15 protein-coding genes are annotated in these 16,295 nt (G+C 63.4%); 3 read left to right on the forward strand and 12 right to left on the reverse strand.

Annotation, left to right across the window (positions count from 1 at the left end; translation table 11 throughout):
- The first annotated feature begins 115 nt into the window (after positions 1-115).
- Positions 116-1,054 carry a tyrosine recombinase XerC gene (locus tag AC0L2M_RS26620; protein WP_473536326.1) on the forward strand — a complete coding sequence of 313 codons (939 nt, stop codon included), beginning with the start codon at positions 116-118 and terminating at the stop codon, positions 1,052-1,054.
- 113 nt (positions 1,055-1,167) lie between these two features.
- Positions 1,168-2,250 (forward strand): TraB/GumN family protein, encoded by a 1,083-nt coding sequence (locus AC0L2M_RS26625; protein WP_473536327.1) that lies wholly within the window; start codon positions 1,168-1,170, stop codon positions 2,248-2,250.
- A 714-nt stretch (positions 2,251-2,964) separates the two neighbouring features.
- Here AC0L2M_RS26625 and lpdA read toward each other — a convergent pair.
- The 11 genes from lpdA to mdh form a co-directional block, all read right to left on the reverse strand.
- Complete coding sequence (lpdA, locus tag AC0L2M_RS26630; RefSeq protein WP_128245827.1) at positions 2,965-4,371, reverse strand: dihydrolipoyl dehydrogenase; 1,407 nt, start codon at positions 4,369-4,371, stop codon at positions 2,965-2,967.
- Positions 4,372-4,409: 38 nt separating this feature from the next.
- The gene (locus tag AC0L2M_RS26635; RefSeq protein WP_128170452.1) at positions 4,410-5,165 is read right to left on the reverse strand and encodes an SDR family oxidoreductase; all 756 of its coding nucleotides are present in this window, start codon (positions 5,163-5,165) and stop codon (positions 4,410-4,412) included.
- Positions 5,162-5,650 carry a hypothetical protein gene (locus tag AC0L2M_RS26640; RefSeq protein WP_473536328.1) on the reverse strand — a complete coding sequence of 163 codons (489 nt, stop codon included), beginning with the start codon at positions 5,648-5,650 and terminating at the stop codon, positions 5,162-5,164. The genes AC0L2M_RS26635 and AC0L2M_RS26640 overlap by 4 nt, the downstream gene beginning before the upstream one ends.
- A 68-nt stretch (positions 5,651-5,718) precedes the next feature.
- The gene (odhB, locus tag AC0L2M_RS26645; RefSeq protein WP_128170454.1) at positions 5,719-7,026 is read right to left on the reverse strand and encodes a 2-oxoglutarate dehydrogenase complex dihydrolipoyllysine-residue succinyltransferase; all 1,308 of its coding nucleotides are present in this window, start codon (positions 7,024-7,026) and stop codon (positions 5,719-5,721) included.
- A gap of 50 nt (positions 7,027-7,076) precedes the next feature.
- Complete coding sequence (locus tag AC0L2M_RS26650) at positions 7,077-10,061, reverse strand: 2-oxoglutarate dehydrogenase E1 component (RefSeq protein ID WP_128175384.1); 2,985 nt, start codon at positions 10,059-10,061, stop codon at positions 7,077-7,079.
- 148 nt (positions 10,062-10,209) lie between these two features.
- On the reverse strand, positions 10,210-11,112 hold the full coding sequence (gene sucD, locus AC0L2M_RS26655) for a succinate--CoA ligase subunit alpha (RefSeq protein WP_023803366.1): 903 nt from the start codon (positions 11,110-11,112) through the stop codon (positions 10,210-10,212).
- A gap of 14 nt (positions 11,113-11,126) precedes the next feature.
- Positions 11,127-11,321, reverse strand: a complete 195-nt coding sequence (locus AC0L2M_RS26660; protein WP_023803365.1) for a PIN domain-containing protein — start codon at positions 11,319-11,321, stop codon at positions 11,127-11,129.
- A complete protein-coding gene (locus AC0L2M_RS26665) occupies positions 11,311-11,541 on the reverse strand; it encodes a hypothetical protein (RefSeq protein WP_023803364.1) in 231 nt (76 codons plus the stop codon). The genes AC0L2M_RS26660 and AC0L2M_RS26665 overlap by 11 nt, the downstream gene beginning before the upstream one ends.
- Before the next feature lie 22 nt (positions 11,542-11,563).
- The gene (locus AC0L2M_RS26670; protein WP_473536329.1) at positions 11,564-11,935 is read right to left on the reverse strand and encodes a cupin domain-containing protein; all 372 of its coding nucleotides are present in this window, start codon (positions 11,933-11,935) and stop codon (positions 11,564-11,566) included.
- 4 nt (positions 11,936-11,939) lie between these two features.
- The gene (gene sucC / locus AC0L2M_RS26675; RefSeq protein ID WP_128170458.1) at positions 11,940-13,133 is read right to left on the reverse strand and encodes an ADP-forming succinate--CoA ligase subunit beta; all 1,194 of its coding nucleotides are present in this window, start codon (positions 13,131-13,133) and stop codon (positions 11,940-11,942) included.
- A gap of 42 nt (positions 13,134-13,175) precedes the next feature.
- Positions 13,176-14,144, reverse strand: coding sequence for a malate dehydrogenase (mdh, locus tag AC0L2M_RS26680; RefSeq protein ID WP_128170459.1), 969 nt, complete (start codon positions 14,142-14,144; stop codon positions 13,176-13,178).
- Between the two features lie 238 nt (positions 14,145-14,382).
- Here mdh and AC0L2M_RS26685 point away from each other — a divergent pair, with 238 nt between their 5' ends.
- A complete protein-coding gene (locus AC0L2M_RS26685) occupies positions 14,383-14,811 on the forward strand; it encodes a GNAT family N-acetyltransferase (RefSeq protein ID WP_473536330.1) in 429 nt (142 codons plus the stop codon).
- Positions 14,812-15,016: 205 nt separating this feature from the next.
- Here AC0L2M_RS26685 and zapE read toward each other — a convergent pair whose 3' ends face one another.
- Positions 15,017-16,219 carry a cell division protein ZapE gene (gene zapE / locus AC0L2M_RS26690; protein ID WP_128245823.1) on the reverse strand — a complete coding sequence of 401 codons (1,203 nt, stop codon included), beginning with the start codon at positions 16,217-16,219 and terminating at the stop codon, positions 15,017-15,019.
- Between the last annotated feature and the right edge of the window lie 76 nt (positions 16,220-16,295).

A 16,295-nucleotide genomic window follows, 5' to 3' on the forward strand; every position in this document is an offset into this window, starting at 1 on the left:
GCCTTGCTCTAGCTCCACGCTCTTGTCATTTCAATGACGCGGCTCTTCACCGCTTCCTAACCCGGCTGCCGGAAGATCGCCCGGAAATGGAAGAGCGGCATATCGGAAGAGCGCAATGCAGGAATTCCTCATCCCGGCCAAGCCAGACCTTCAGGCGGCCCGCGAAAGCTGGCTCAAGATGCTGGCGCGCGAGCGCCGGCTGTCGCCGGAAACCGTGGAAGCCTATGAGCGCGACACCCGCCAGTTCCTGCACTTCCTGACCGGCCATTGCGGCGGCTCGCCCGGCATTTCGGATATAGCCGATCTGCGCCCGGCCGATCTGCGCGGCTTTCTCGCTGCCCGCCGTGCCGGAGGCGCCGGCGCCCGCACGCTCGGGCGGGGGCTCGCCGGCATCCGCTCGCTGCTGCGCTTTCTGGAGCGGCGCGGCCTCGTCAATGCGGCGGGTGCTGCGGCACTGGGCGCGCCGCGGCAGCCGAAGTCGCTGCCCAAGCCGCTGACGGCAAGCGATGCGAAACACGTCGTTTCGGTGGAAGGCCAGCTGGCGGAGCAACCGTGGATCGCCGCCCGCAACGCCGCCGTGCTGACGCTGCTCTACGGCTCGGGCCTGCGCATTTCCGAGGCACTCGGCCTGTCCGGCGGCGATCTGTCGTCGCCTGATGAAACGGTGCTGCGCGTCACCGGCAAGGGCGGCAAGACGCGGCTGGTGCCGGTGCTGCCGATCGCGCTGCGGGCGATCGCCCAATACCGCCGGCTCTGCCCCTATCATCTCGATCCGAAGGGTCTGCTGTTTCGCGGCGCCCGCGGCGGCCCGCTCAACCCGGCCATCGTCCAGCGCGACATGGCCAAGCTGCGCTCGGCGCTCAATCTGCCGGACACCGCCACGCCGCATGCGTTGCGCCATTCCTTCGCCACACATCTGCTTGGGCGCGGCGGCGACCTGCGCACCATCCAGGAACTTTTGGGCCACGCCAGCCTGTCGACGACGCAGATCTATACCGGCGTCGACACCGCGAGGCTGCTCGAAATCTATGAAGCGGCCCACCCGCGGGCGTAGCCGACGCATGATTTCGCAAGTTGCAGCCAGGGTATGCGCCGTGGAACGATGTCCGAAACAATTTTGCCGCGCCGGTTAACCGTTTCGCCGTTCTTTGTCTCTAAAAGCGAGCCATGAAACGCGTCATTGCTATCGCCGACCGCACCGCCTTTGCTTCGCTGAAGCTGCTCGTCGCGCTGAACGTCCTGTTTTTCCTCTCTTTCCTCGTCATCGCTCTGCTCGCCGCCGGCAGGGCGCGCGCTGAAACCCCAGGGGCTGAAACCCAGGTCTGCGCCGGCGCCGACATGCTGTCGGCCTTGCAGAAGGACGACCCGGCCGCCTACCGCAAGATCGAGACGGAAGCGGCCGCGACACCGAACGGTAAGGGCCTGTTGTGGAAACTGGAAAAGGCGGGCGAAAGACCGTCCTTCCTGTTCGGCACCATGCACATGACCGACCCGCGCGTGACCAGGCTGCCGCCCGCCGCGCAAAAGGCCTTTGACGCCGCCGACACTGTCGTCATCGAGACCACGGAGGTGCTCGACAAGCAGAAGATGATGGCGGCGTTCCTGAAAGAGCCGGAGCTAATGATGTTCACCGACAGCACCACGCTGTCCTCGCTGCTGTCGCCGGACGATGCGGCGGCGGTGAACAAGGCGCTCGACGCGCGCGGCATTCCACCGGCGAGGGTTGCCAAGATGAAGCCGTGGATGCTGTCGACCATGGTCGCGCTCCCGGCCTGTGAACTGGCCCGCCAGGCCGGTGGCACGCCGGTGCTCGACATCAAGCTTGCAGAGGACGCCAAAGCCTCAGGCAAGGCCGTCGATGGGTTGGAGACCGTCGCCGAGCAGCTTCGCGCCATGGCCTCGCTGCCGCTTGCGTTTCACATGAAGGGCCTCGTCGACACCCTGAAGCTCGGCGACAGGGTGAACGACGTCAATGAAACCATGATCGTGCTTTACCAGCGCGGCGACACCGGCATGCTCTGGCCGCTGTTTCGTGCCGTCCTTCCCGGCGACGAAGACGATTCAGCAAGCTATGCCGCCTTCGAGGAAATCATGATCACCAGCCGCAACAAGGTGATGATCGACCATGCCAGGCCGATCCTCGCCAAGGGCAACGTGTTCATGGCGGTCGGCGCCCTGCACCTCCCTGGCGCGGAGGGCCTGGTCGAGGATTTCCGCAAGGCCGGCTACACCGTCACTGCCGTCGACTGAGTTGCACGGTCGAGTTGCAGACCCGGCAAGGCGTGACTCGGGGCGACGCTTTGCCCGAGTCGCCGGAGGATTGTCTCAGTACAGGACGGTCGAAAGGTCTAATTTGGCTCGATCACGGTGAGTTTTGCGAGTAAAGTGCTTGCAGACAAACGATTCCCGGCGAAGAATGCCCTGTTTTCGGCGTTTTCGATTCCTAGCGTGAAACCTGTTCAACGATTGCGCGTTGATGTGTGTTGATTGATACTTTTCATCCACGGAGGACACTTTTATGGCGAATCCAAACGACCCGTACACCACTCCGACCCCCCCTCCCAAGTCGGGTGGCGGCAGCACCGGCTGGCTGATTGCCCTGGTCGTCGTTATCCTGGCCATTGTCGCTTATTATGTTTTTGGAACAAGCGGTGAGGCGCCAGAGCCTGGTGAACCGCCGGCTGCAACCACGCCGGCCCCGGCGCCAGCGCCCGCTGAACCGACGCCTGCCCCGGCCCCTGCAGAGCCTGCACCTGCCCCGGCGCCGGCAGAACCAGCGCCCGCTCCGGCGCCAGCAGAACCAGCGCCTGCTCCGGCTCCGGCACCCGCAGAGCCAGCACCTGCTCCGGCGCCCGCACCAGCCCCGCAGTGATCGGCTGCTGACTTCAAATACGAACGGCCCGCTGAAAAGCGGGCCGTTTTTGTTTGAGCCGTCAGATGGCTGCCGGGGTTCCTTGGGAAGGCCTACATGTGGATCGGCTTAAAGAAGGTCGCAAGTGCCGCTTCCTTCACCGCTTCCGACATCGTCGGATGGGCGTGGCAGGTGCGGGCAAGATCTTCCGACGAGCCGCCGAACTCCATCAGCACCGCCGCCTCGTGGATCATCTCGCCGGCGCCGAAGCCGACGATGTGGACGCCGAGCACGCGGTCGCTCTGCTTGTCCGCCAGGATCTTCACGAAGCCGTCGGTATGCAGCATGGCGCGCGCCCGGCCATTGGCGCTGAACGGAAACTTGCCGGCCTTGTAGTCGATGCCGGCCGACTTCAGCTCTTCCTCTGTTTTGCCCACCGAGGCGATTTCCGGACTGGTGTAGACGACGTTCGGGATCACCCCGTAATTCACATGGCCGGCCTGGCCGGCAATGATCTCGGCCACCGCCACGCCCTCGTCCTCGGCCTTGTGGGCGAGCATCGGCCCGGCGATGACGTCGCCGATGGCGTAGATGCCGGGGACATTGGTCGTGAGATGGCCGTCGGTCTTGACTCGGCCGCGCTCGTCGACCTCGACCCCGGCATCCTTCAGCCCGAGACTGTCCGAATAGGCCCGGCGTCCGGTCGCGATCAGCACCCCATCCGCCTCGATCGTCTCGGCCGCGCCGCCCTTGACCGGCTCGAAGGTGACGGTGGCGCCCTTCTTGGCCTTGGCGACACCGGTCACCTTGGCGCCGAGCCTGAATTCGATGCCTTGCTTGGACAGCATGCGCTGGAACTGTTTGGCGACCTCGCCGTCCATGCCGCCGAGAATGGTGTCGAGGAACTCAACGACGGTCACCTTGGCGCCGAGCCGCGCCCATACCGAGCCGAGCTCCAGCCCGATGACGCCGCCGCCGACCACCACCAGGTGGCCCGGCACCTTGCCCAGCGACAACGCGCCGGTCGACGACATGATTACCTTCTCGTCGATGTCGACCTTTACCCCCGGAATGCCGGCGACGTCGGAGCCGGTGGCGATGACGATGTTCCCGGTCTCGATCTCCTCGACCTTGCCGTCCTCGCCGGTCACCGACACTTTTCCGGCGGACAGGACCTTGCCGGTGCCGCGAAAGCTGTCGATCTTGTTCTTCTTGAACAGGAAGGCGACGCCGTTGACGTTGGACGCCACTGTCGCGTCCTTGTGCGCCATCATCTTTTCCAGATTGAGCTTCGGCTTGCTGATTTCGACGCCGAGTGTATCAAAGGAGTGGCCGGCCTCAGAAAAAATCTCGGAGGCATGCAGCAGCGCCTTGGACGGGATGCAGCCGATATTGAGGCAGGTGCCGCCGAAGGTCGGGTTCTTCTCGACCACCGCCGTTTTCAGGCCGAGCTGCGCCGCCTTGATGGCGCAGACATAGCCGCCTGGTCCCGATCCGATGATAACGACGTCATAAGCCATGATTTGTCCTTCTGGTCTGCACTCAGCCTTGGCTGGGATTAGCGGCCGCCGCCCACTTCCAAATTCGCGCCTGTCGTATAGGACGCCCCGTCCGACAGGAGCCAGAGAATTGCCGCGGCGACCTCTTCGGTGGTCCCCGCCCTTTGCATCGGCACGCCGTGACGCATCCTCTCGACGCGATCCGGCTGTCCGCCGGAGGCATGAATTTCGGTATCGACAATCCCTGGACTGACCGCGTTGACGCGAATGCCTTCGCCGGCTACCTCGCGCGCCAGGCCGATCGTGAAAGAATCGATCGCGCCCTTCGAGGCAGCGTAGTCGACATATTCGCCCGGCCCGCCAATTCTCGCTGCAATCGAGGAGACATTGACGATGGCGCCGCCGTTGCCGCCATGGCTGGTCGACATGCGCTTCACCGCTTCGCGGGCACAGAGCATGGGGCCAATGACGTTGATGCGCATCATGCGCTCCAGCCGTGCTCCGCTCATTTCGTCGACACGCGCCCTCTGGTCGACGACGCCAGCGTTGTTGACGAGCGCATCGAGCGGCCCGAAGACATGATCGATCCTCTCGAACATCGCCTGGATATCGGCCTCGCTGCCAACGTCGCCCTTGATGGCCAGCGCTTCGCCGCCGGCCTGTTCGATTGCCTCGACAAGCGCCGTGGCAGCAGCCTCATTCGATGCGTAGTTGATCGCAACACGGTATCCAGCCGTGACGGCAAGCCTGGATGTGGCAGCGCCGATGCCGCGGCCGCCGCCGGTCACCAGCAGCACTTTTTTGGCCGCGCTCATTCCTGACAGCCCTTCAACGAAAAAACATCCCACGGCACCTTTGAAAACCCGTTGGCGCCATAGGCGGTCGACCTCTGCAGCGACGGTCCGAGGTCGGGAAAGATCAGGGTCTTCGGAGCATCTACCCCTTCGGCCGGCAACAGAGCGATGTTGCCCTTGTCATCCGCACTGTAGACGACCCCCTCCCACAGCGTGCAGGCGGCGAGCTCGTCGCCGGTGACGTCGCCTGTCGGGCATTTGTACATCAGCGAACCAAGCGGCCGCGCCACGCCTTGCGTCCACATGACGATCCCGTCGAGAACGACATCGTTATCGAGCACCATCTTGAAGGTGTTGGTGACGACAGCCGATCCCCCGGTCGGCCTGAAATCGATCTCGGCCGCACTTTCGGCATCGCCATAGACGGCGAGTTCGAGCGGGCATGCGGCAAAGGCTGCCGATCCCGCCTGCGCAATGCCGGCCGCGAGCACAGCTGCGAAAAACATTCCGGAGTGCAAACGAGAGGAACTCATTCGGTGGCGCAGATCCATTCTCCGGCTCACCTCGACCGGGCCTAGAGATCGAGCACCAGCCGTTCCGGATCCTCCAGGCTTTCCTTGACCCGCACCAGGAAGGTCACCGCTTCCTTGCCGTCGACGATGCGGTGATCGTAGGAGAGCGCCAGATACATCATCGGCCGGATCACGATCTGGCCGCCGACCACCACCGGCCGCTCCTGGATCTTGTGCATGCCCAGAATGCCCGACTGCGGCGCGTTGAGGATCGGCGTCGACATCAGCGACCCGTAAACGCCGCCGTTGGAAATCGTAAACGTGCCGCCCTGCATGTCGGCGACCGACAGCTTGCCATCACGCGCGGCGATGCCCAGCCTGCCGATATCTTTCTCGATCTCGGCTATTCCCATCTGGTCGGCATCGCGCACGACAGGCACGACGAGGCCTTTTTCGGTGCCGACTGCGACGCCGATATGGGCGTAATTCTTGAAGATGATGTCGGTGCCGTCGATCTCGGCATTGACGGAAGGGATTTCCTTCAGCGCATGGGTGACGGCCTTGGTGAAGAAGCCCATGAAACCCAGCTTCACGCCGTGCTTCTTCTCGAACACATCCTTGTATTTGGTCCTGAGCGCCATCACCGCGCTCATGTCCACCTCGTTGAAGGTGGTCAGCATGGCGGCGGTCGACTGCGCTTCCTTGAGGCGGCGGGCGATGGTCTGCCGCAGCTTGGTCATGCGCACCCGCTCTTCACGCGACGCGTCGTCGGCCGAGGACGGCGCACGGGCGGCGACCGGTGCAGGGGCCTTCGGCGTCTCGGAAGGCTGCGACGGAGCGCCCCTGGCGATCGCGTCGAGCACGTCGCCCTTGAGCACCTGGCCGCGCTTGCCGGAACCCGAGATCTGGTCGACCGCGAGATTGCTCTCGGCCAGCAGCTTCGCCGCCGCTGGCGCCGGCGGCATCGCGCGCGCCTCGATCGGCCCGGCATCGCCGGCGATCTTTGCGGTCTCGGCCGCGGCTTGCTTGACGGTGGCTGCGGCGGTCGGCGCCGAGGCCTGCGATACCGCGTCCTGCTTCGCTTCGGATGTTGACGGCTTCGCGGCTTCGGGTGCTGCCGCCTTTGCCCCGTTGCCCGCCGAAATCATGCCGAGCAAAGCACCGACTTCGACCGTCTCGCCTTCCTTGACGGCGATCTCGCTGAGCGTTCCTGCGGCCGCGGCCGGCACTTCGACCGTGACCTTGTCGGTTTCGAGCTCGACCAGCGGCTCGTCGGTGGCGATCGCGTCGCCCACCTTCTTGAACCATTTGCCGATGGTCGCCTCGGTGACGGATTCGCCAAGAGTGGGGACGCGGATTTCGGTAGCCATTGTGCCTGTCCGTTCTTCTGTCGGTTCTGTTCTATTCGCCGAACTCTGTTCTATTCACCGAGCGCGTCTTCGAGCAAGGCGGCAAGCTGGGCGAGATGCTTCGACATCAACCCGGTCGCCGGCGACGCGGCGGCCGGCCGGCCGGTATAGCGCACCCGCTGGTGCTTGGCGTCGATATGCGCCAGCACCCATTCCAGATACGGATCGATGAACGACCAGGCGCCCATATTCTTGGGCTCCTCCTGGCACCAGACCATCTCGGCGTTGCGGAAGCGTGACAGTTCGGTGATCAGCGCCTTGGCCGGGAACGGATAGAGCTGTTCGACGCGCAGCAGGTAGATGTCGTTGATGCCGCGCTTCTCGCGCTCCTCGTAGAGGTCGTAATAGACCTTGCCCGAGCAGAGCACGACGCGGCGAATCTTCGAATCCTTGGTGAGCTTGATCGCCTGGCCGGGGAGTTGCTGGGCATCGTCCCACAACAGCCGGTGGAACGCGCTTTCGCCCGACATCTCCGGCAGTGTCGACACCGCCCGCTTGTGGCGCAGCAGCGACTTCGGCGTCATCAGGATCAGCGGCTTGCGGAAATCCCGCTTCAACTGCCGGCGCAGGATGTGGAAGTAGTTGGCCGGCGTCGTGCAGTAGGCCACTTGCATGTTGTCTTCGGCGCAAAGCTGCAGGAATCGCTCGAGCCTGGCCGACGAATGTTCCGGCCCCTGGCCTTCATAGCCATGCGGCAACAGGCAGACGAGGCCCGACATTCTGAGCCACTTGCGCTCGCCCGACGAGATGAACTGGTCGAACACCACCTGGGCGCCGTTGGCGAAATCGCCGAACTGCGCTTCCCAAAGCGTCAGCGCCTTCGGCTCGGCCAGGCTGTAGCCATATTCGAAGCCGAGCACGGCCTCTTCCGACAGCATCGAGTTGATGACCTCGAAACCGGCCTGCGCCGCCGACAGATTGTTGAGCGGGATGTAGCGTGTCTCGTCGCGCTGGTCGTAGAGCACGGAGTGGCGTTGCGAGAACGTGCCGCGCTCCGAATCCTGTCCGGACAGCCGGACCGGATTGCCGTCGAGCAGAATGGCGCCGAAGGCCAGCGCCTCGGCCGTCGACCAGTCGATGCCTTCGCCCGACTCGATCGCCTGGCGGCGGTTTTCGAGAAACCGCATGATCGTCTTGTGGGCCGCGAAATCCTTCGGCACCTCGGTCAGCTTCTTGCCGATTTCCTTCAGCGTCTTGACCGGCACGGCGGTCTTGCCGCGCCGCTGTTCGTCCTGGTTGTCGGCTGTGCGCAGGCCCGACCAGGCGCCATCCAGCCAGTCGGCCTTGTTGGGCTTATAGTGCTGGCCGACCTCGAATTCCTGCTCGAGATGTGCCCGCCAGTCGGCCTTCAGCTTGTCGAATTCGGCCTGGCTGATGTGGCCTTCGGCGATCAGCCGGTCGGCATAGATCTGCACCGTCGTCTTATGGTTGCGGATGTTGCGATACATGATCGGCTGGGTGAAGGCCGGTTCGTCGCCCTCATTGTGGCCGAAGCGGCGGTAGCAGAACATGTCGACCACGACAGGCTTGTGGAACCTCATGCGGAATTCGATGGCCACCTTGGTGGCATGGACCACGGCTTCCGGATCGTCGCCATTGACGTGGAAGATCGGCGCCTCGATCATCTTGGCGACATCCGACGGATAGGGCGACGAGCGCGAAAAGCGCGGGTTGGTGGTGAAGCCGATCTGGTTGTTGATGATGAAGTGCAGCGTGCCGGCGACGCGGTGGCCGCGCAAGCCGGACAAGCCGAGGATTTCGGCAATCACGCCCTGGCCGGCAAAGGCGGCGTCACCATGCAGGAGCAGCGGCAGCACCTTGGCGCGCTCTTCCAGCGGCACGATCTCTTCGCGGCTGCGGCCGAACAGAGAGTCCTGCTTGGCCCGCGCCTTGCCCATCACCACCGGATCGACGATTTCCAGGTGCGATGGATTGGCGGTCAGCGACAGGTGCACCTTGTTGCCGTCGAACTCGCGGTCCGACGAAGCACCGAGATGGTACTTCACGTCGCCCGAGCCCTCGACCTCGTCGGGCGCGGCCGAGCCGCCCTTGAACTCGTGGAAGATGGCGCGGTGCGGCTTGGCCATCACCTGGGAGAGCACGTTCAACCGGCCGCGATGCGCCATGCCGAGCACGATCTCCTTCATGCCGAGCTGGCCGCCGCGCTTGACGATCTGCTCCAGCGCCGGGATCAGCGCCTCGGCGCCGTCGAGGCCGAAGCGCTTGGTGCCCTTGTACTTGACGTCGATGAACTGCTCGAAGCCTTCCGCCTCGACCAGCTTCTGCAGGATCGCCTTCTTGCCGGCGGCGGTGAAGGAGATCTCCTTGTCGGTGCCCTCGATGCGCGCCTGGATCCAGGCCTTCTCCTCGGGATCGGAAATATGCATGAACTCGACGCCGAGCGTCGAGCAATAGGTGCGGGTCAGGATGTCGAGCATCTGCCGGATGGTGCCGAATTCGAGCCCGAGCACATTGTCGAGGAAGATCGGGCGGTCGTAGTCGGCTGATGTGAAGCCGTAGTTTTCCGGCGACAGCTCGTTGTAATCCTCGAGCTTGGCGATGCCGAGCGGGTCGAGATTGGCGTGCAAATGGCCACGCATGCGGTAGGCGCGGATCATCATGATGGCGCGCACTGAATCGCGCGTCGCCTGATGGACGTCGGCGTCGGACAGGGCGACGCCGTTCATCACCGCCCTGTTCTGGACCTTCTTCTCGATGTGCTTCTCGACGATGCCCCAATCGCCGTCGAGCGCCGACACCAGTTCGCCATTGGCCTGCAGCGGCCACGAGGGCTTGGCCCATGAGGCGCCCTTGGCATTCTTGCGGACATCGCCGGCATCGTCCTTCAGCGCCGCGAAAAAATCCTGCCATTCGGGATCGACCGAAGCGGGATCGTCCTCATAGGCGGCGTAGAGCGCGTCGATATAATCGGCATTGCCGCCATAGAGGAAAGAGGTAAGCGAAAATTGGTCGTTGGCCTGATCTTGTCTTGCCATTTTTTCCGCGGAGCCTGGCTCCGTCTCCTGTTTTGGAGGGGAGTAGGGCAGTAGGGCAGTAGGGCAGTAGGGAGAACCAGGCACTTGCCATCGTTCGTCGCGTTCTTCCTATTCCCCTACTCCCATACTGCCCTACTCCCTTACTGCCTTAACCTTTTATCGCTTCGACCAGCGTCGTGCCGAGCCGAGCCGGCGACGGCGAAACCTTTATTCCGGCCGATTCCATCGCCGCGATCTTGTCCTCGGCGCCGCCCTTGCCGCCGGAAATCACCGCGCCTGCGTGACCCATGGTGCGGCCGGCCGGGGCCGTGCGCCCGGCGATGAAACCGGCCATCGGCTTCTTGCGGCCACGCTTGGCTTCGTCCTTGAGGAACTGCGCGGCGTCTTCCTCGGCCGAGCCGCCGATCTCGCCGATCATGATGATCGACTGTGTCTCGTCGTCGGCGAGGAACATCTCCAGCACGTCGATGAACTCCGTGCCTTTGACGGGGTCGCCACCGATGCCGACGGCGGTGGTCTGGCCGAGACCGACATTGGTGGTCTGGAACACTGCCTCATAGGTAAGCGTTCCCGAGCGGGAAACAACGCCGACCGAGCCCTTGCGGAAGATGTTGCCGGGCATGATGCCGATCTTGCATTCGTTGGGTGTCAGGACGCCGGGGCAGTTGGGACCGATCAGCCGCGATGTCGAGCGGTCGAGCCGCGCCTTGACCTTGATCATGTCGATCACCGGGATGCCCTCAGTGATGCAGATGATCAGCGGGATTTCGGCTTCGATCGCCTCCAGGATCGCCTCGGCCGCGCCTGCCGGCGGCACATAGACGACAGATGCATTGGCGCCGGTCTTCGCCTTGCCTTCAGCGACGGTGGAAAAGATCGGCAAGCTCTCGCCCGCGGCGCCGGTCCACGTCTCGCCACCCTTCTTCGGGTGGATGCCGCCAACCATTTTTGTCCCGTGATAGGCCAGCGCCTGTTCGGTATGGAACGTGCCGGTCTTGCCGGTCAGGCCCTGCACGAGCACCTTGGTGTTCTTGTCGACGAGAATGGACATTTTTAGCGACCTGATCAGTGAGTGCGGAAGGGGTTGACGGCGACCACGGATCCGTAGGCCTGCCCGTGGTTGAGGTCTTCGGTGTAAAGTGTCTTGACGCCAAGGCGCTCGGCGGCGGCGATGATTGCGCCATACTCCGCGCGCTTGGAATCGTGTCCGATGGCGGCACAGACGAGAATGTTCGTGTCGAGGCGGCACTCAGCGGTCATGGAGAGCTGCCCGGTTCCAAGTCTTGCTGCCCATGTCGCCTGAAGCCTCGTAGGCAAGCCTAAGCAGGGCTTGCCGAGCCCCGTCGTTGGCATGGCGCTTCGCGGCCACTGTCGCGAAAAACTCCCGCACCAAGGCGTCGACGGTTGTGCCCTGTTCAGCGGCCGTCAGCTTGACCTGCTCCAGAACCTCGTCTTCGACCGCCAGAGTGATGTTCTTCATTTCTCTTCCCCGCACAAGCTCCCTAAAGCCGCTTGAGATCGGCGACTGTGAGGTCGCTCTTGGCGTTGCCGGTGTTGAGCGTCGTCGCCGGCTCGAACATCAGCACCACCGGCTGTTCGCTCAGCGAGCGCGGCCGGTGCTCAATGGCGCGCGGCACGACGATGAACTCGCCGCTGCCAAGCTCCACCGTGCCGTCGCGGAAATCGATGGCGATGCGGCCGCGCAGCACCAGGAACGCTTCGTCCTCGTTGTCATGCGCGTGCCAATCGAAGATATCGCCGAACTTGGCGATCTTGACCTTGGCGTCGTTGACGTCGCCGGCGATATGCGGATCGAAGACCTTTTTGATCTTCTGATCCGCCGCCTCGACCAGGTTTATCTTGTGCGGAGGCACCAGATCAGCCCTTCACCGCCGCCACGATTTTCTTGGCCGCGTCGTCGAGGTCATCGGCCGAGACGACGTTGAGCCCGCTGTCGTTGATGATCTTCTTGCCGAGCTCGGCATTGGTGCCTTCCAGCCGCACCACCAGCGGCACTTGCAGGCCGACTTCCTTGACCGCCGCGATAACGCCCTCGGCAATGATGTCGCACTTCATGATGCCGCCGAAGATATTGATCAGGATGCCTTTGACCGCCGGGTCCTTGGTGATGATCTTGAACGCCGCCGTCACCTTCTCCTTCGACGCACCGCCGCCGACGTCGAGGAAGTTGGCGGGCTCGGCGCCGTAGAGCTTGATGATATCCATCGTCGCCATGGCGAGGCCGGCGCCGTTGACCATGCAGCCGATATTGCCGTCGAGCGCGACATAGGCGAGGTCGTATTTCGACGCCTCGATCTCCTTCTCGTCCTCTTCGGTAATGTCGCGCAGCTCCATCACGTCGGGATGGCGGAACAGCGCGTTGTTGTCGAACGACACTTTTGCGTCGAGCACGCGCAACCGGCCATCCTTCATGACGATCAGCGGGTTGACTTCGAGCAGGCTCATGTCCTTCTCGACGAAGGCTTTGTAGAGGATCGGGAACAACGTCTCGCCGTCCTTGGCGGCGTCGCCGTCGAGCTTCAGCGCGCCGTTGAGTTCTTTCAAATCATCCGCCGTTATGCCTTTTTCCGGGTCGATGGCGACGGTGATGATCTTTTCCGGCGTGTCGTGGGCGACCGCCTCGATATCCATGCCACCCTCGGTCGAAACGACGAAGGCGATGCGGCCGACGGAGCGATCGACCAGCAGCGACAGATAGAGCTCGCGCTCGATGTCGGCGCCGTCCTCGATGTAGAGGCGGTTGACCTGCTTGCCCGCCGGGCCGGTCTGCTTGGTGACCAGCGTGTGGCCAAGCATTTCCTTGGCGTTGGCGACGACCTCGGCCACCGATTTCGCCAGCCTGACGCCGCCCTTGGCGTCGGGGCCAAGCTCCCTGAACTTGCCCTTGCCGCGGCCGCCGGCATGGATCTGGCTTTTCACCACATAGAGCGGGCCGGGCAGTGCCTTGCCGGCGGCTTCCGCCTCGCTTGCCCTAAACACCGGCACCCCTTCGGCCACCGGTGCGCCAAAGCCCTTCAGCAGCGCCTTGCCCTGATATTCATGGATGTTCATGCGCGTTGTCTCCAGATCACTTTACTGGCGGGTCACTTCGGATCATTTGGCGGCGAGTTGCGGAGCGATCTTGACGCAAGCCTCGCACAGGCCCTGCACCGCCGCCACCGAATTGTCGAACATCTTCTGCTCGGCCTTAACGAGCTCGATCTCGATGACGCGCTCGACACCGCCGGCGCCGATCACCACCGGCACGCCGACATAGGTGTTCTTGACACCATACTGGCCGGAGAGATGCGCAGCACAGGGCAGCACGCGCTTCTTGTCCTTGAGATAGGCTTCGGCCATGGCGATCGCCGAGGCGGCCGGTGCGTAGAAGGCCGAGCCGGTCTTGAGCAGGCCGACGATCTCGGCGCCGCCGTCGCGGGTGCGCTGCACGATCTGGTCGAGCTTTTCCTTCGAGGTCCAGCCCATCTTGATGAGGTCGGGCAGCGGGATGCCGGCGACCGTCGAATAGCGGATCATCGGCACCATGGAATCGCCATGGCCGCCGAGCACGAAGGCGGTGACATCCTCGACCGACACCTTGAACTCTTCGGCCAGGAAATAGCGAAAGCGCGAACTGTCGAGCACGCCGGCCATGCCCACGACATGGCTCTTCGGCAGGCCGGAAAACTTCTGCAGCGCCCAGACCATGGCGTCGAGCGGGTTGGTGATGCAGATGACGAAGGCTTTCGGCGCGTATTTCTTGAGACCCGCGCCAACCTGCTCCATGACCTTCAGATTGATGCCGAGAAGGTCGTCGCGGCTCATGCCGGGCTTGCGCGGCACGCCGGCGGTGACGATGCAGACGTCGGCACCCTCGATGCCGGCATAATCGTTGACGCCGGTCAGCCTGGAATCGAACCCATCAACCGGCGACGACTGCGCGATATCCAGCCCTTTGCCTTGCGGGATGCCCTCGGCGATATCGAACAGCACAACGTCGCCGAGATCCTTGAGGCCGATCATGTGGGCGAGCGTGCCGCCGATCATGCCCGAGCCGATGAGCGCTATCTTGTTGCGTGCCATGTCAGGATGTTTTCCCTTTAGACTGTGACGGCGCCCAATCCCTTAAGGAATTGGATGACGGCGTCGAGGAAGGAGGCCGGAATGCTGCGGGGAAGCCGCGAAGATTTCGCCGCACCCAATAGCCCCGGCGCATAAAATATTCAAACGATTATTTTGGAGTGAAATTTTTCAATCGGTTAGATGGATTGGGATTTACGTAAACGTCAAAAGAATTGAGCCGACTTGGGAAAGTTACGCAATGAAGATGGAAATAAGAAGGCTGTTTTCCGGCGATGACGCCCTTGTGATGCGGGTCGCCGAAGATGTGTTCGATGAACCCGTCAGGCTGGATCGGTTGGCAGCGTATCTCCGCGAACCCGGTCATTTCATGATCGTGGCATTGGCCGATGGCACAGTCGTCGGCCAATGCGCGGCCGTCATCCACCGCCACCCGGACAAGGTGAGCGAACTCTACATCGACGAAGTCGGCGTGGCGCCGGCCTTCCAGCGCCAGGCCATAGCGACGAAGATGCTCGACGCCATGTTTGAGCTCGGCCGGGAGCATGGCTGCGAGGAGGCCTGGGTCGGCACCGAGCCGGACAATGTGGCGGCCCAGGCGCTTTATGAGTCGCGCAAGGAGCAGCACGGGCCGGCGGAGGCGTTCGTCATGTATGTGTATCGACTATAGACGCCGGCGGGACAGCGCCCCCCTCTGTCCTGCCGGACATCTCCCCCACATGGGGGGAGATCGGCGGTTTTGACGACGGGCTTCTTCCACAACGCTGGAAACTGGCGAAGGTCGAGGCGACATCTGATCTCCCCCTTGAGGGGCCCTTGAGGGGGAGATGTCCGGCAGGACAGAGGGGGTGTGCCGGAACTCTACGAAACGAGGTTCAGGCCCGAACCTGCCTCGCCTCCGCAGGCACCACCCGCGCCTTCTGCCTCTCCACCCAGTCTTCCAGCCATTCGTGGCTCTGCATCTCGATCAGCCGCGACGCGGTGCGCTCGAACTCGAAGACCTCGTTGCCGCGCCTAGCCGTATACAGCTCCGCTGGCGGTGCGGCGGCGCTCACCACCAGCCGCACATGATGGTCGTAGAGCGTGTCGATCAGCAGGATGAAGCGCTTCGCCTCGTTGCGCATGCCTTCGCCAAGCACCGGCACATGATCGATGAAGACGGTCGAGAAGCGGCCGGCAATCGCCAGGAAATCTCGGGCACCGAGCGGGTTTTCGCAGAGATCGGCAAAGGAAAACCGCGCCGCTTCGCCGGCGGCGCGCGGCACGACGATCTGCCGGCCCTTCACGGTCAGGGCCGCTGCCTCCGTCGGCCTGCCATGCGTCATCACTTTCCAGGCCTCATCGAGGACAGCATCGGCCGCGGCATCGGCAGGGGTGACATAGACCGGCAGGCGGCTGAGCTTGTCCAGCCGATAGTCCTTGTCGGCATCGAGGGCAATCACCTGCGCATGCCGCTCCAGGATGCCGATGAAGGGAAGGAAAAGCTTGCGGTTTAAGCCGTCGCCGTAGAGATCCTGCGGCGCGACATTGGACGTGGCGACCAGCACGACGCCGTTGGCAAACAGCGCCGAGAACAGCCGCGACAGGATCATCGCATCGGCGATGTCGGTGACGGAAAACTCGTCGAAGCACAGCACCCAGGCTTCCTCGGCCAACGCGCGGGCCACCGGCGCGATCGGGTCGTCTTCCCTGACGGTGCCCTCTTTACGCGCCTGCCGGTGCTTCTGGATGCGGTCCTGCACATCGGCCATGAAGTCGTTGAAATGCACACGGCGCTTGCGCCGGACCGGCACCAGCTCGAAGAACATGTCCATCAGCATGGTCTTGCCACGGCCGACGCCGCCGTGGATATAGAGGCCCTTGACGGCCTCGCGCGTCTCGCGCTTGCGAGCGAACAGCCAGCCCAGCGCGCTCGATTTGTGCGCCAGCCGTTTTGCCGAAATCTCGTCGATCAACCGATCGAGTGCCGCGACGACCCGCTCCTGCGCCGGATCGCGGTCGATCACGCCCGTATCGACCCAATGGTCGTAACGCTGCCGGACGGTCGCATGGGTCTGAAGGCCGTCACGCAGATGCATCGGTCACGTCGTTCCGGAGCAATTCCAAGAAAATGTGTAGCGGTTTTCTGTCCGGAATTGCGTAAAAACAAAAGAG

Source organism: Mesorhizobium sp. WSM4806 (assembly GCF_055811635.1).

Coding starts and splice junctions, on each gene's coding strand:
- sucD (WP_023803366.1), bottom strand. CDS start 11,112: ATGTCCATTCTCGTCGACAAGAACACCAAGGTGCTCGTGCAGGGCCTG.
- AC0L2M_RS26685 (WP_473536330.1), top strand. CDS start 14,383: ATGAAGATGGAAATAAGAAGGCTGTTTTCCGGCGATGACGCCCTTGTG.
- AC0L2M_RS26620 (WP_473536326.1), top strand. CDS start 116: ATGCAGGAATTCCTCATCCCGGCCAAGCCAGACCTTCAGGCGGCCCGC.
- odhB (WP_128170454.1), bottom strand. CDS start 7,026: ATGGCTACCGAAATCCGCGTCCCCACTCTTGGCGAATCCGTCACCGAG.
- AC0L2M_RS26650 (WP_128175384.1), bottom strand. CDS start 10,061: ATGGCAAGACAAGATCAGGCCAACGACCAATTTTCGCTTACCTCTTTC.
- AC0L2M_RS26640 (WP_473536328.1), bottom strand. CDS start 5,650: ATGTTTTTCGCAGCTGTGCTCGCGGCCGGCATTGCGCAGGCGGGATCG.
- AC0L2M_RS26635 (WP_128170452.1), bottom strand. CDS start 5,165: ATGAGCGCGGCCAAAAAAGTGCTGCTGGTGACCGGCGGCGGCCGCGGC.
- sucC (WP_128170458.1), bottom strand. CDS start 13,133: ATGAACATCCATGAATATCAGGGCAAGGCGCTGCTGAAGGGCTTTGGC.
- mdh (WP_128170459.1), bottom strand. CDS start 14,144: ATGGCACGCAACAAGATAGCGCTCATCGGCTCGGGCATGATCGGCGGC.
- AC0L2M_RS26665 (WP_023803364.1), bottom strand. CDS start 11,541: ATGAAGAACATCACTCTGGCGGTCGAAGACGAGGTTCTGGAGCAGGTC.
- AC0L2M_RS26660 (WP_023803365.1), bottom strand. CDS start 11,321: ATGACCGCTGAGTGCCGCCTCGACACGAACATTCTCGTCTGTGCCGCC.
- lpdA (WP_128245827.1), bottom strand. CDS start 4,371: ATGGCTTATGACGTCGTTATCATCGGATCGGGACCAGGCGGCTATGTC.
- zapE (WP_128245823.1), bottom strand. CDS start 16,219: ATGCATCTGCGTGACGGCCTTCAGACCCATGCGACCGTCCGGCAGCGT.
- AC0L2M_RS26625 (WP_473536327.1), top strand. CDS start 1,168: ATGAAACGCGTCATTGCTATCGCCGACCGCACCGCCTTTGCTTCGCTG.